11 protein-coding genes and 1 riboswitch are annotated in these 14,440 nt (G+C 37.0%); of the genes, 2 read left to right on the plus strand and 9 right to left on the minus strand.

All coding sequences use genetic code 11. The annotated features are described in order from the left end of the window. Window positions 1-296: 296 nt before the first annotated feature. The 5 genes from QCD85_RS20805 to QCD85_RS20825 all read right to left on the minus strand — a co-directional run bounded on the left by QCD85_RS20805 (window position 297) and on the right by QCD85_RS20825 (window position 8,482). On the minus strand, window positions 297-1,760 hold the full coding sequence (locus tag QCD85_RS20805; RefSeq protein ID WP_274170188.1) for an NAD(P)/FAD-dependent oxidoreductase: 1,464 nt from the start codon (window positions 1,758-1,760) through the stop codon (window positions 297-299). Window positions 1,761-1,823: 63 nt separating this feature from the next. Further along, window positions 1,824-1,923: riboswitch (purine riboswitch) on the minus strand. A gap of 357 nt (window positions 1,924-2,280) precedes the next feature. Beyond that, window positions 2,281-5,784 (minus strand): DUF5704 domain-containing protein, encoded by a 3,504-nt coding sequence (locus QCD85_RS20810; protein WP_301263758.1) that lies wholly within the window; start codon window positions 5,782-5,784, stop codon window positions 2,281-2,283. A 15-nt stretch (window positions 5,785-5,799) separates the two neighbouring features. Continuing rightward, window positions 5,800-7,011: an S-layer homology domain-containing protein gene (locus tag QCD85_RS20815; RefSeq protein ID WP_301263759.1), complete on the minus strand. Its 1,212-nt coding sequence runs from the start codon at window positions 7,009-7,011 to the stop codon at window positions 5,800-5,802. A gap of 399 nt (window positions 7,012-7,410) precedes the next feature. After that, entirely contained in the window at window positions 7,411-8,025 is a 615-nt protein-coding gene (locus QCD85_RS20820) for an MSMEG_1061 family FMN-dependent PPOX-type flavoprotein (RefSeq protein ID WP_301263760.1), read from the minus strand. Window positions 8,026-8,125: 100 nt separating this feature from the next. Further along, window positions 8,126-8,482 (minus strand): hypothetical protein, encoded by a 357-nt coding sequence (locus QCD85_RS20825; protein WP_273615942.1) that lies wholly within the window; start codon window positions 8,480-8,482, stop codon window positions 8,126-8,128. Between the two features lie 326 nt (window positions 8,483-8,808). On the opposite strand from QCD85_RS20825, the gene QCD85_RS20830 reads away from it, so the two are divergent. Beyond that, complete coding sequence (locus QCD85_RS20830; protein ID WP_204824395.1) at window positions 8,809-9,150, plus strand: hypothetical protein; 342 nt, start codon at window positions 8,809-8,811, stop codon at window positions 9,148-9,150. A 317-nt stretch (window positions 9,151-9,467) separates the two neighbouring features. Continuing rightward, window positions 9,468-10,961: a glycoside hydrolase family 30 protein gene (locus QCD85_RS20835; protein ID WP_301263761.1), complete on the plus strand. Its 1,494-nt coding sequence runs from the start codon at window positions 9,468-9,470 to the stop codon at window positions 10,959-10,961. A 152-nt stretch (window positions 10,962-11,113) separates the two neighbouring features. On the opposite strand, the gene QCD85_RS20840 is transcribed toward QCD85_RS20835, so the two are convergent. From QCD85_RS20840 to QCD85_RS20855, 4 genes are all read right to left on the minus strand, one after another. After that, on the minus strand, window positions 11,114-11,593 hold the full coding sequence (locus QCD85_RS20840) for an NUDIX domain-containing protein (protein ID WP_301263762.1): 480 nt from the start codon (window positions 11,591-11,593) through the stop codon (window positions 11,114-11,116). Between the two features lie 188 nt (window positions 11,594-11,781). Continuing rightward, complete coding sequence (locus tag QCD85_RS20845; RefSeq protein ID WP_273615940.1) at window positions 11,782-12,633, minus strand: PPK2 family polyphosphate kinase; 852 nt, start codon at window positions 12,631-12,633, stop codon at window positions 11,782-11,784. A gap of 165 nt (window positions 12,634-12,798) precedes the next feature. Further along, window positions 12,799-13,662 (minus strand): CHAD domain-containing protein, encoded by an 864-nt coding sequence (locus QCD85_RS20850; protein ID WP_301263763.1) that lies wholly within the window; start codon window positions 13,660-13,662, stop codon window positions 12,799-12,801. A 203-nt stretch (window positions 13,663-13,865) separates the two neighbouring features. Continuing rightward, window positions 13,866-14,210 carry a hypothetical protein gene (locus QCD85_RS20855; RefSeq protein ID WP_301263764.1) on the minus strand — a complete coding sequence of 115 codons (345 nt, stop codon included), beginning with the start codon at window positions 14,208-14,210 and terminating at the stop codon, window positions 13,866-13,868. Between the last annotated feature and the right edge of the window lie 230 nt (window positions 14,211-14,440).

Consider the following 14,440-nt stretch of genomic DNA (forward strand, 5'->3'; position numbering starts at 1 on the left):
GTTCTAACAATACATGTATACATCATGGATATAACCGATGAGTTCTAACAATACACGTATACATCATAGATATAACCGATGAGTTCTAACAATACATGTATACATCATGGATATAACCGATGAGTTCTAACAATACATGTATACATCATAGATATAACCGACATAGAGGCGATGTACTATCAAAATCGATATCATGCAAAAAGATCAGATCCACTTCATATCAAGGGGATCTGATCTTTACTTGTTTCTACATATTTTATTTTGTTGTTTTTATGATTATCGATTTGCTTGGGATGTTATACAACAGTGGCTGGCACTTTCGTAGTTGTGCCTGCTTTAGTAACCATATTACGAGCAATCCATACTCCTGCTGCACCTGCTTGTGCTAGACCACGCGTCACGCCTGCTCCGTCTCCACCGCAATACAATCCATCAATTTCGGTTTCTAGATTTTCATCTAACTTGGGACGTGCAGAATAGAACTTCGCTTCTACACCATAGAACAATGTATGTTCAGAAGCAATCCCTGGTGTTACGCCTTCCAGCGCTTCGACCATTTCGATCAAGCTTTTCATTGTGTTGTAAGGCAATACCAATCCTAGGTCACCCGGAACAGCTTCTTTAAGTGTAGGTTCTAAGAATCCTTCATTAATTCGTTCTCTTGTCGAACGACGACCACGAAGAATATCACCGTATTTCTGTACAATCACTCCACCACTAGAAAGATCATTAGCACGACGACAAATTTCACGAGCATATTCATTAGGCTTATCAAACGGCTCTGTAAATTTGTGTGATACTAGCAAAGCAAAATTCGTATTGCTAGATCCTAGCACTGGATCCTTGAAAGAGTGACCATTGGCTGCCATAACACCACTATGGTTCTCGACTACAACATGACCGGATGGATTACTACAGAATGTTCTGACTCTTGTCCCTACCGATGTATTAAAAATAAATTTACCTTCGTATAAATGTTCATTGATCTGGCGCATCACCACATCAGATGTCTCTACACGTACACCTACATCCACCTGATTGTTGTACATTTTCAGACGACGCTTTTTCAAAATTTCAGTTAACCACGCTGAACCATCACGTCCGGGCGCAATCATTACCATAGGAGCTTCATACGTTTCACCTTTTTTGGTCATGATTCCTGTAATCTGGTGCTTGCCTTCTATCTTGGTCGTGATAATATCTTCCACTTCTGCTTTGAACACCATATCGATTCGTGAAGTCAGATAGCTATAGATCGATTTCAAAATCTCTAAGTTCTGTTCTGTGCCCAAATGACGAACTTCAGCACGTAGCAATTTCAAACCGGATGCATATCCACGTTGCTCGATATCACGAATCGTATCTGTTGTAGGATCAGTAATATTAGGAGTGGCTCCATGTTCTAGATTGATATCATCCACATAACGAATCAATTCCATCACTTTCGAAGGAGAAAGGTAATCAGTTAACCAACCTCCAAATTCAGTAGTGATATTGAATTTGCCATCGCTATAAGCACCTGCACCACCAAAACCTGCGGTTACTGAGCAAGCGGGTAGACAACCAGCATAATCCTTTTTACCAGCCGGCGGCGGGCACAATTGAATCTTCTCTTCCATGATTGGACAACTACGGCGATGAATATCATGCCCTTTGTCGATCAGCAATACTTTCCAATCCGGTGCTTGACGAGTCAATTCATAACATGCAAAAATTCCTGCTGGTCCGGCGCCTACAACAATACAATCATAATGGTTCATAATGTCCTCCTAAGATGCATAATATGGGGTCAAAGCACAAAAAATCCTGACAGTTGAATAGATATGCCAAAGCACACTATTCGTAGTCAGGAATTTATGGTCCCTTGTAGAAACCCCCAAACCTTATTTTCGGGGATATACGAATATATAAGATATAACTAAAGATTAAAATCATAATGAACAAGTTATCGAACAAAGTAAGACATTTTACTTTGCCATAATATTCATAATGTAAAATGATTACTAAACATAGCAAGAAATTTATAACATTTATACATTAAAATACCACTGTAGCGCATATCACTCTCAACAGGCTACAGTGGTATCTTACAGAAAAATAAGCGAACGGTCAAGCACTTATTTTAATAATAGTTCGTATAAATAGGATTTTTCATTCTTTAATTATCTTTTTCGAGCATAATAAACATAAATTAGCGAACATTGTCGTTTGTTATTTCTATAATCTTTCGTTCTATTTCTTAGTTATTCCTAGTCATACTTTATAAATAATTAACACCTGCTAATGTGTGACTGAAGATTGGAAGTCATCTCGACTGCCTTTATTAGCATGATAAAAAATCACATCTCCATCTTGCAATTGGAATTGAAATCCCCACGGATCATTGAACTGTTGTTGGAATCCTTCAAGTTGCCATTGATTCATTAAAGGTGCATGAATGTATTGAAGATGAGGATGATCGGTATCTCCTTTTTGGATCGTTTCGATATCAAAATTCACAATAATATAACCATCTTTTAAAAAGACCGATGAATGTTCATCTAATCCTTTAGCACTGTTGCTAGCTGGATGAGTCTCTTCATTAAGTGCTCCACTTTTTTCAGCCGATGTTTGACGATTGGTATTCGTGGAACCTACCATGTCTTGCAAAGCAGTTCCTTGTTTAACTACATATACATCTGAAGGCAAACTATATTCTCCATACCATTTCTGTACAGCTGCTAAAGAACGCATAGTATTGTTTCCTTCAGGTAAATGCTGTTGTGGCCCGATCAATGTTCGTAATGGCTGAGTCAATAATAAATGTGTAAAATTGCCGATATTTACTTTGCGCTTACGACTATTTTCTGCAAACATCGTTATCGCTTCTTCTGCACTTGTCGGAATAGTGATCGTAGTAGAAGACGATAGATCACGCTTCGATGCTACAATTTCCCAAGATAATCCGGTTAGGTTTTGCCAGATTGAAGAAGCGGCACGTTCCCAGACGATAGTCCAAAATGAAGGAGAAACTGTACTCGATTGAGCTTTGTTACCTTTGCTGCATGAAGGCGATATGGCTTGCTCTTGTAAGAGAAGATCATACATATATAATGCTGTATTTTTTAATTCTTCCTCAGCCACATGGCGAGTTGTATCATTCAAAATAGTATAGCGTTGTACCGTATCTTGTGGTGATCCCATTCGAATCAAATTGTCTGTATCTGTTGAATAATATAGATCTACAGGAAAAGAAGTCCCTCCTTGACGCGGAACATAGCGAAATGTTGGTGTAATTCGAATACCATCTGCTTCGCCGAACATATTACCTTTCGTTTTGAGATCAAATTTGAAATGATATCCTGTTTTAACAGCTAAATTTCGATAAAAAGGATGACTCCCCTGACGTACAGGCAATACATAAGGCGCTGTATTTCCGCGCGGTTCTCCATCGATGCCTTTATCTCCTACCCAATACGAAGTTCCTTGCGGTACAGTTAGATTTTGCCATGGACGAAATACGATCTGCCAGTCATAATCTGCAATATCTGTAATATGAAAATCGTACACCCGCCCTATCACTTCTACAGCTATACTTTCAACAGCTACATGGTTATCTAGAGTGATGTTAGCATGGTGTTGGACAGTAAAAGATGAAGGGGCATTTTCTGCAATCGTTCGGAATAAAACATCATATTTCCCCTCATCCACCCAGACAGGTAAAAAGAATATCGTGTCTAATTGATTAACAGGTACATCGATCCACGTATGTTTGGGAATAAATGTAGTCTGCTCTTTGTTATAGACATCAAAAGGAAATTGAACCTGCTTGGTACGTACATATTTCGCATAATTGCGATAACCGTAACCTGGATAATTTGTATGTTGTCCAGTGGTTGGAATACGCACAGAAAAAGGGCGATCCAAAATAAGAGCTGAACGATAAATATCAGGTACTGTTTTCTGATTATGCTTCTGATCATCAGATACCAATGAATAATTGACGACAGGTGTATGCACTGTGACCGGATTGATGCCATTGATCGGGAACGTCTGATTATCCCCTCCTTTAATATGACCGGGTAGCACATCATATTCGATTGTTCCGGTACTTGGTGCGTTTTTTAGATTGGTTTTGGTTTTGGGTATCATATGGTTGGGGCTATATAATATATCTTTCCCAATCATAGTAGGTGCAGGCATTGCTTTAGGTGTTGGTCCTTTTTCGATCGTTCGTGTATTATCCATAATCACTTCATTATTAAATTTCAAAAAGTCATTTTCGACCTCTACATCATCTACAGCATTTTCTGCCTTTTTCTTCATATCACTGCTTTCATCTGGAATTGTAGGACGACCACTGCCGCTTTTCGTTATATTTTTGGTACCGCCATTCTGGTTACCAGGGTTCTCAGGAGCATAGTAATTGCCAGTCGTTAACGCTGAATAAGAAGGCGTTACATAGTTGTTAGGAGAAATAATAATCTTATTATCTGCAAAAACATAGTTATTCAGCGTAGCTTGCTTAATTCCGTATACTCCCAATTGATCTATTTTCCAAAATGAATAAGGTCGCTGAATATTAAATGAGTAATTGACGTTTTTGGTATCTTTCTTCTCTCCATGATCCCATTTTAATTTGTACGTTCGCTTAACCGATATTCGATATGTACATTCGCCTGTATATTCTGTAAAGGTGTGTTGAGAAAGATAATTCAATGCAAATACATTACCATATAGACTTTCCGAAGTAGGAATCCCTTGAGCAACATCGAACATTTCGCTTCCTCGTCGATCAGCTTTGATCATCGCGGATACCATCGGATCCATGTATTTGCCAGTTAATTGCTGACCTGCTTGAGGAACCGTACATATTGCTGAAGGACCTGTTGTCGGTGGCTCTTCGGCTGCACCCACAGTGATAGTAGCACTATCTTTAAGAGTCCACGGATCTTTTGTCCAATATGCCGTAATCTGCGCTGTTCCTGTAGCATGGGCGGTGACTTCTCCAGTAGCAGGATCCACACTTGCAATCGCAGGATCAGACGACTCCCATTTCGTCTGATCTCGATGCGTTACATCAATCCAGTTATCTGTAAATTCTTGTTCATTGTAAGCTTTGGTACGCACTTCAGCAGTTAATTGTTCGGTATCATCAATCTGTAAAGTCGCATCCGATTTGACTTGAATTTCTTTCTTTTCGATGACATGTCCGGTGTAATTGATATTTAAAGGAGTATAGTATGCTACCCACAGTTTTTCTGTATCATCTGTGCGTTTTGCAAATACTCCAATTTCATTATTAACATAATCATAACCAGTTTCAGTAGAAATAACTGCAAAAATATCACCTTTTTTGTACTTTAGACTTTTTAACTTATAACTATTAATTGGAACTTCATCTATAGTTTCGAAACCTAAATCAGAAATATACTTCTGATTATAAACTTGTCCAAGTGTATCATGCATATCCTCTGGTGGATATTTTTCAACAGTAATCTTATCTGTTACTTCTGTAGGAACAGGACGAGCATTTCTTCCGGTTCCTTTTCCTTCTACTTTATAGTTGTCCATACCTTCATTTCTCGAAGCAGTCCATTTATAATCGTCTGTTTGTGTCCAGATAACTTTAGGTAGCGGTGTAGATGCTCCTTTTAAGGGTATCTTTAATGTTTGAAGCTTCGCTGGTTGTTCTGGTACTAATTCAATATTATTTGGATAATTTGTTTCTTCTGCCGAATATATTATATTTTGAGCAGAAAAAAATACAATTACAACAAAAAATAATATAAATACTGGTTTCATATTAACCGCCTTTAATTATTTGTTATCTAACACAATAAACCTTGATCCATCTGTTGTTATATAAGAAGCATCCGGACTGGATATTAAAATATTATTAGCTACCCATAAATTTGCGCCATTATTATCATTAATATATTTCTTGAATACCTCTTTTGTCTCAAATACTGGTAAAGTTGCATATCCATATTTATTAGGTAAAGTATTTTGTATAGCTGAGCCTACTGCAATTTTACTTAGACTACTATTCATATAATGAGATAGTCCGAAATCATTAGCTGTAGGGTAAATAGTTTGATTTTCAAATAATGTATAGACATTATTATAGTTATACTTTGCATCTTCTTTCCCTAAAAATACAGGTGCATAGATACCTTTTTTGTTGTTCCAATCCCGGCTATCTACAAATATCAAATAATTCAAACTTGAGTAACCTGCTCCATTACGGAATTTCATTTTTTTCCCTTGAACATTTTTAAAAGAAGTCACTCCACTACTAAATGGCGTAATTACTTCCATATTCGTTCCTGTCGTCCCTACCGCTCTTAACTCTTTCAAGCCTACAAATGAATCAGCCGATTGCTTTTGTACATTTGCTAATCGTACTAAAATCACTGCTGCTTCTGCACGTGTAGTGGTTTTGCTAGCTCCGAAAGTTCCATCTGCATATCCAGACATTAGACCTGTGCCCATCATTAGAGAGACATATGGATATTCGCTTGGATTCATAGTTTTTTTGAAATATTCTGCTACAGGTACAATAGTATTTGCTGTATCACTTAGAGCTTGCTTGTAATCTGCGCTAGATGTTGCGAGACCGGATGACATCCATTTTGCCATTTCTTTACGTGTAAGTGGTGTGGTAGACTTGAAGCCGTTTGGATAATCCGAAGGAGTCAAAAATCCTTTCGCTATCGCTTCATTCACTTCTTTTTCACTCCAGTTGCCTGTAAGATCTGTAAAAGTACCTTTGCCTTCAGCTTTCTCATTCGAAGAGACACGATCTAGCAAAACAGCAAATTCAGCGCGTGTTACTTGAGCACCGGGCTTGAATGTTCCATCTGCATATCCTTTAAAATATCCTTTTGATACAGCTTCATCGATAGCTGCTTTTGCCCAGTGAGAGGATGATACATCTTTGAATGTAGTAGCATTGGTAGTCTGCATCAACGGGCTTAACATGACTGAAAGGGTAGCTACTGCAAATAACGAACTGATTATTTTTTTCATTTTAAAATACTCCTCTATTATGTAAGATAATGGTTTATACGTACTCAACAGCAGTTACACATCTAAGCTTTTTCACAGCATTACACATCTAGGTATTTACGCCTACTTCAAGTGCCACTTGCATCATTATATGGGATAAATAGGATTCTTCCAAGTACTTATTTAGTTAGCATCTCTTTTTAAAATAAGATAAGAATACAAAAAAAGCGGACTACTCCCGATAAAAGGAATAATCCGCGTGCTTCGCGAGAATATAGGTATTAAGACATAGTTTTCATTTCCGCAAGAATACCATAGAATAAGTAAGCTGTAAACCTATTTGTCCTCTTCTTATCGAAAAAAGAGTAAACGATGCTCATTTTATTCTTCTTCTATTTCGCATAGTCTGCTCAATATTTTTTATAACACAATGCCATTCATTTTCAAATGAGCGATAAACATATCTTTGGTGGAAGGATGTTGTTCTGGATTGACCCATGCTTCTGGTTGCCACGCATTACCTGTTTTGAGTGCACGCGGACAATGGATAAAACACTCTTCTACTTCTACGATGATACCAAGTCCCATCGTTTTCCCTGTCCAATTCATCTGTTCCAGTAATTCACTGTCTTTGGTAATACGAGCATGACCGTTCACCCGTAATACTTCATTCATACCCGGAATTAGAAAGATCATACCGACTTTGGGATTCTCCAATATATTTAACAATGAATCTGCACGCCGATTACCATGACGTTCTGGAAAAATAAGTCGTTGATCGTCTAACACTTTGACAAATCCTTGTTCATCTCCGCGTGGAGACACATCACATCTGCCCTGGTGATCTGAGGTAGATAAGAAAAATAACGAAGATAATGATAAGTAGTATGCAATATGCGGATCAATAGACGCCACGGTCTTTTTGACAATATGTTCATGAGGAACACCAGTAAATGCTCTCAATTCTTCAATAGATGTAATGTATTGTTCAGATTGTTCTATGTTCGTTGCTGTTGTATCTGTAGTCTGCTTCATATTCGCCCTCCTATACTTCTCAGTTGGGTTTATCATAACAAGCTACAGTATAGGTGTCTATCTTCTACGCTGATCTCTTATTTTCTACTTCAATCTATATTCAATCTCTACGCATCCCTCGAAAAGAGTTAAAGTATAAATTAAAAGAGACAAAAGACGTGTTTAAGCTATTTATATGTTCTAAATTTTTGTAGATTCGATCTGCGATTTGATAACATTCTTCAGAAGAACGTTTGAAATAACTTCCGAAATATTTTTGCATAATACAATACACTTGATTCCCTAATTCATCGGCAGACTTCATATATGGAAGGATTTTGACAATATGATCGACTTCAATCGAGTATTCATCGGGTAAGCACCATTCAATCAAATTCATAGGATTCCAATACATGATATGTTTCTCAACCATTGTGTATATATCTTCATCAAATACCTGATTAGACTTATTGTTCATGATTAACCTCCTACCCGGATAGCTATCTATCCAGAGCGTAATCTCTTTCTCTAATTTACTCTGTTATCAGGTTGTTGAATCATAATGTGAATACTATATTTATACGTTGTACATTAATGTATTCTTTTACAAAAAGACTGACTAAAAAAAGTATCTCTTATTCTGCTTCATGTGTAAATATGGTAAAAGACCCACTTGATTGCCTATTCGTGCATTTGCAGAAATAAATATCACCAGATTCCATCCCCTTGAGAAAGGGTAAATAAAGCAATACAACACTTCATTTGCTTCATAATACTATTTCTAATACAAAAGGATGATGAATAATGGAACACGAAAAAGATGTACAAACACTATCAGATTGGTTAAACAATCATCTTACACGCACTATCATTATTGAAAAGCATGAACTTGACGATACAGATGAAGTTCATTTCACAGTGACTGAAGTCGATATTCGTAGCGAGGACAATGCTATTGATGATTATGTAGAAAGCTCTCTGATCTTACATGGAGAAGGCTCTACATCTAATGCAGATGGCGACAATGTGCCTTTGCCACAAAATACGTATGAAATTGCACTACACGATCTACGGATCGATCATATAGACGATACTCATGTTAAATTAAATACAGAACGCGCACAATATGCATTAACTGCTAAATAAGTGTCTATATCTTCGTTAAGATAGGATGCTATATATAAAGATATTTTAAAGAATATCACTACAATATATGTGCTTAGCAAAAAAACCTCTTTTGTATCAATCGATATAAGAACTTTCTTATTCGTTTGATCATAAAGAGGTTTTTTGTCGTCTTTTTTATTTTCAATTGTATAGGCAATTCTATTCATCCTCTGTGCGTTTCTACGATTTGTGACATAACCGACCTAAAACATTTGTAAAAAAAGGTTTATTTTGCTAATATCAATCCGAATATTAGTAAACGCTTACAAAAAAATACGAAGAGGGTGTATATGTTCATGTCTATGTTCAAAAAAAGCCTTAATCTTGTTTTGTTAAGCTCGTTGATGATTACACCATTGATCTCGTTACCTGCACAGACGTATGCAGCTAATGAATCGGTAGAAGTCTGGTTAACAACTGCCGATCCCAACTCGGAACCTGCTGTAGGGCTCAGTCCAAACGCTCGTCTTACCAAAAAAGCTAATATCAACTTCAGTAGCAGTACAGGAAATGCCGATTATACGATCAATGTAAATGAAGGCAAAACGTATCAGAAGATGGATGGCTTTGGTGTTTCTTTGACAGATTCATCGACATGGTTAATGAATTATAAGTTAAGCAGTGGCAAACGTGCTGAAGTAATGGAACGACTGTTTGGAAATACAGGTATAGGAATGAGCATGTTACGTCAGACGATGGGTGCTAGCGACTTTGCATGGAGTACGTATACTTACGATGATACGGCTGGAGATACTTCGCTCAGCCAATTCTCGATTGCACGTGATCTTCCTTATATCATACCTATGACCAAACAAGCACTTGCCAAAAATCCTAATCTTAAAATCATCGCTTCTCCCTGGAGTGCTCCAGCATGGATGAAATATACAACAAATGATAAAAACGGTACAGGTAAATTACAAGCGCAATACTATCCAACCTATGCGAATTATTTTGTGAAATTTATTCAAAGTTATCAGGCGCAAGGTATTCCTATCTATGCGGTAACTCCGCAAAATGAACCACTATTTGAGCCAGGACGTTATCCAGGTATGAATATGAATGAGCAAGATCAGATTGGCATGATCGGTGATTACCTCAGCCCTGCAATTAAAAATGCGGGTCTAAATACAAAAGTGATCACTTACGACCACAACTATGATAACTGGTCTTATCCGAATACAGTCATTACAGGGCTTAAAAATAGTGGCAAATCTAGCGCTGTAGCTGGTAGTGCTTTCCATCATTATGGTGGCGATTATACGGCTATGACTTCAATGCATAATGCACATCCAGATAAAGACATCTGGTTCACTGAAGGTGGATTTGGCGATTGGAATGATAAAGTCGATGGAACAACTCAAGGATTCGATAATATGATCAATGAGTTTATTGGGATTACTCGTAACTGGTCCAAATCGATTATTTTGTGGAATGCTGCGCTAGATCAAAAAGATGGGCCTAGTGTGATCGGAGATAACAATACCAACAAAGGTATGGTTACGATCCAGAACTCGGATAACAGCAACAGTAATCCAGAAGATAAAGTGACGTATAACAAACAATATTACCTGTTAGGACATTTCAGTAAATTTGTAGTGACAGGCGCTACACGTATTGATACTAATTCATCCAACGATATTCAAAATGTAGCTTTTAAAAATCCAGATGGTACTAAAGTAGTTGTATTGTATAATTCTCAAACAGCTACTAAAACAGTAAAAGTTCAGTGGAATGGTCAATCTACTAACTACACTGTTCCGGGCAAATCAGTTGTTACATTAAAATGGTAATAAATATGCTCCCTATATCTAGAATGTAAACAAATAAAAGCTCTGTCCCTTTCTTCATTCCTATGTTGGTATAGGTATGGTAGAAATGGCAGAGCTTTTTCTCTTATGCTATAGAATTTGCATAGCTTATCGATTTCGTTATGGTATTAAAATTAATTTCTCAATATGCCCTGCTGCTGATCTGCAGCCATTAAATCTTCAATTAATGGACGTTGTGCTGGATTGATCTGCTCTATATTCATTGCTTCTACCTTATAGAATACAAGCTTAACAGATTCATCATCTTCAAATCGTAACGTTTTTCCATCCGCAGCTAATTTTCCTTCCAGATCAGCAACCACATCGAAAATAAACATTACAAACACTACATCGTCTCCACCGGGATACGTATACTTCAATCGTTCTCCACTATACACAGCATACAATGTAGAAGAAATCACTTCTAACCCTGTCTCTTCTTTTACCTCGCGTAGCATCGTTTCTTCAATAGTCTCGCCTGCATGCATTCCACCACCAGGCAAACCCCAATCGTTAGAATCTGAACGCTTTTGCCATAATATACGATTTTGCTCGTCTCGAATAATCGCTCCACCGGTTACGATAATCTGTCGCTCTTGATCTGAATGTTCCATAGGATTCCCCTCTTTTCTGGATAAGATAGATTGCTTATAAATAAACGGAGTATGATTAAAAAATGCTGGTCATATCACTGTTAGTAAAATCCAACAGTATATAACACAGCATTAAGTTTGTATCCATCATTTTATTGTAGATCACCATCATAATAGCTTATTCCACTGTAAATAGTGTATAAATAAGCTTACTTTTTATCTTTTAATAATTTTTCACGCTCTGCATACATGTCCGGCAAGTGATCTTGTAACTTCGGATTCGGATCAGGATATGATAAATCCAAATCTTCCAATGTACGCACTACTATTTGTAACACTGCTAGATCACGATACCAGCGATTATCAGCAGACACGATATGCCAAGGATGATCTTTAGTTGCTGCATGTGCAAATACGTCTTCATAATACGCTTGATACGTATCCCACGATTTGCGTTCTAACAGATCACTTTCATCGAATTTCCAGTTCTTTTTCGGATTTTCGATACGTGCAATTAATTTTTCCAATTGGAACTCTTTAGAAATATGCAAAAAGATTTTGACCACTTTAACGCCATTATCTTCTAACATTTCTTCAAAGTGTCGTATTTGTTTAAAGCGCTGTTGTGCTTTTTTATCTGAAATCATCTTATGCACACGTGTAATCAACACATCTTCATAATAAGAACGGTTGAACGCTGTAATATAGCCAACGCCTGATACTAATTTGTGAGCACGCCAGAGGAAATCATGATCCATTTCTTCGCGAGTCGGTGTTTTGAAGCTATGCGTCTGCACACCTTGTGGATGAGAAATAGAAAAGACTTTATTAATTACGCCATCTTTCCCGCTGCAATCCATGCCTTGAAAAATAAACAGAAGCGATTTCTTTTTACTTGAGAATAGCTTGTCTTGTAGCTTCTCAAATCGTTTCATCAGTTCTTTGGTTTCTTTTTCGGTATCTTCTTTGGATTTGTACTCGCCAGTGTTTTTAGGATCAATCTTTTTCAGATCAATCTTATCTCCTGTAGCAAGTACCCAGTTCGATGATCGCTTGGACATATCTATCGCTCCTTTAATAAAAAACGTTTCTTCTATATATACCCGAATCTATTCAGCAAAAAGCAATACTATTCAAAATGACGTTTTAACTAATGTTATACAAAGTACAGGTATCTTAAAGATTCAGTACAGGTATATCGTCACTCATTTATACAAATACATCTATTATGATGATTGTTGTTCATGGACAGCTTCATTGAGTTCCTGCTGTAATTGCTCTATAAATGCATTCCAGACTTCTTCGTTAACTTTAAGCTTTTTGGGATTATAATCTTCCAGTGTCTCTACCCATACTCGCTTATCGTTGATGTGCCCTAATTGGGTTTGAATCTTTTTGTATACTTCTTCCGAATCGCGGAACTTGGAACTGAGCGCAAATTCAGCAGCAGAAGCAGTATACCGAATCTCTTTGGCAGCGATCCGTAACTGGTGCAATTCATGTAAAGCTTCGACTGAATCGATGCCTTCTGTTTTGGCGGTCTGGCGGTAAGTACGCTTCTGTTGTTCATAAGCGATCTCAAGTTCACGCATAATGCGATTCACATCGGCTTGAGCTGCCAGCGATTCCAGATGTTCTTCTATAAGTGTTTTCCATTTCTTTTTAAGTATTTTGCCTTGTAGTTTGGGTAACTTTTTGGCAAGCTTGGAGCGATATGCTTTACGTTCTTGTTTATGAGCTTTGATCACAGCTTTGAGCAGATCAGCTTCTTCCTTATGGTTATCTGCTTTGGCATCTTCTTTTCTTTCTTTAAAAGCATCAATCATCACATCAGCGTCTCTTACTTTACCGAGTGCTTTTTGCGATTTTTTCAATAACGGAATCAATCCAGCTTGATCCGAAGCATTCAAAATACGCAACAAGGTCATCAGCTTACGACAATTGACCCGGGCTTGATGCACATCTTCATCATCAAAATCTTTAACCGCTTTCTGACCATAACTTAAAAATTTCTCATAATGATCTTCTAACACAGTCTGCCACTGCGTTGTTTTACTTTTCGCCAAGCCTATCGTTTGAATATTGGTCATTGATATTCCTCCAGTGGGATGAAGCGTTATAATTACGGGTTGTATCTTATTTAACACATTCTAACCGTACTGAGTCATATAAAGACGATACTCTTTCATTATAGAGGATTGGCATTCACTAAGCTATTTAGCCTGTGCATGGATCACAATATGTGATAAAAACATTTGAATATAAGATCAAGTTAACATTTATTAAAGTTATGTCATTCGTATTGAGCGATTCCAGCTCTAATATAAGTTTTTCCATCATTTTCAATAATTAATACAGTATTACTATTCGCATTTTCAGCACCATACGCAATTTGATCGGCTGGCAGATCATTTGTTGGCTGAGAAGTAAGATTATAATAATAATCACTTGCGTAGATAGTCGTAACATTATCTTTAGCATCTTTAATAAATGCAGGAGATAAATTCACTTCGACAACAGAAGGTTCTTTATTAGCAGCTTCTGCTTCTTTACTCGCATTATTATATAAAAACAAACCTGAACCAAAAACAAATATTGTAGCAATAATAATACTTCTCTTTTTCCAACTTTTATTCACTAATATCATCCTTTCAAAACTAAAGAGTAACACCGTTTCCTGATGTAATTAATTTATCAGCACGATTGTTGTAAATAAACAAATCAATTGGTTTTCCATTTTGCGGTTTAGTAACATTAGTAAACGTAATTATTGTTCATGCTTATTTCCTTCAACTTCAATAGAGTTAGATCTTAACTTCCATATGTAGAAGAAAAACGATATTCTTTCATTATAAAAGATTGGCGTTC

Origin of the sequence: Paenibacillus sp. PsM32 (assembly GCF_030433815.1) — a bacterium.
GTDB classification, from domain to species: domain Bacteria; phylum Bacillota; class Bacilli; order Paenibacillales; family Paenibacillaceae; genus Saccharibacillus; species Saccharibacillus kyungheensis.

Excerpts from the sequence above, each read along its gene's own strand:
- QCD85_RS20805 (WP_274170188.1), bottom strand. The coding sequence starts at position 1,760 with ATGAACCATTATGATTGTATTGTTGTAGGCGCCGGACCAGCAGGAATT.
- QCD85_RS20810 (WP_301263758.1), bottom strand. The coding sequence starts at position 5,784 with ATGAAACCAGTATTTATATTATTTTTTGTTGTAATTGTATTTTTTTCT.
- QCD85_RS20815 (WP_301263759.1), bottom strand. The coding sequence starts at position 7,011 with ATGAAAAAAATAATCAGTTCGTTATTTGCAGTAGCTACCCTTTCAGTC.
- QCD85_RS20820 (WP_301263760.1), bottom strand. The coding sequence starts at position 8,025 with ATGAAGCAGACTACAGATACAACAGCAACGAACATAGAACAATCTGAA.
- QCD85_RS20825 (WP_273615942.1), bottom strand. The coding sequence starts at position 8,482 with ATGAACAATAAGTCTAATCAGGTATTTGATGAAGATATATACACAATG.
- QCD85_RS20830 (WP_204824395.1), top strand. The coding sequence starts at position 8,809 with ATGGAACACGAAAAAGATGTACAAACACTATCAGATTGGTTAAACAAT.
- QCD85_RS20835 (WP_301263761.1), top strand. The coding sequence starts at position 9,468 with ATGTCTATGTTCAAAAAAAGCCTTAATCTTGTTTTGTTAAGCTCGTTG.
- QCD85_RS20840 (WP_301263762.1), bottom strand. The coding sequence starts at position 11,593 with ATGGAACATTCAGATCAAGAGCGACAGATTATCGTAACCGGTGGAGCG.
- QCD85_RS20845 (WP_273615940.1), bottom strand. The coding sequence starts at position 12,633 with ATGTCCAAGCGATCATCGAACTGGGTACTTGCTACAGGAGATAAGATT.
- QCD85_RS20850 (WP_301263763.1), bottom strand. The coding sequence starts at position 13,662 with ATGACCAATATTCAAACGATAGGCTTGGCGAAAAGTAAAACAACGCAG.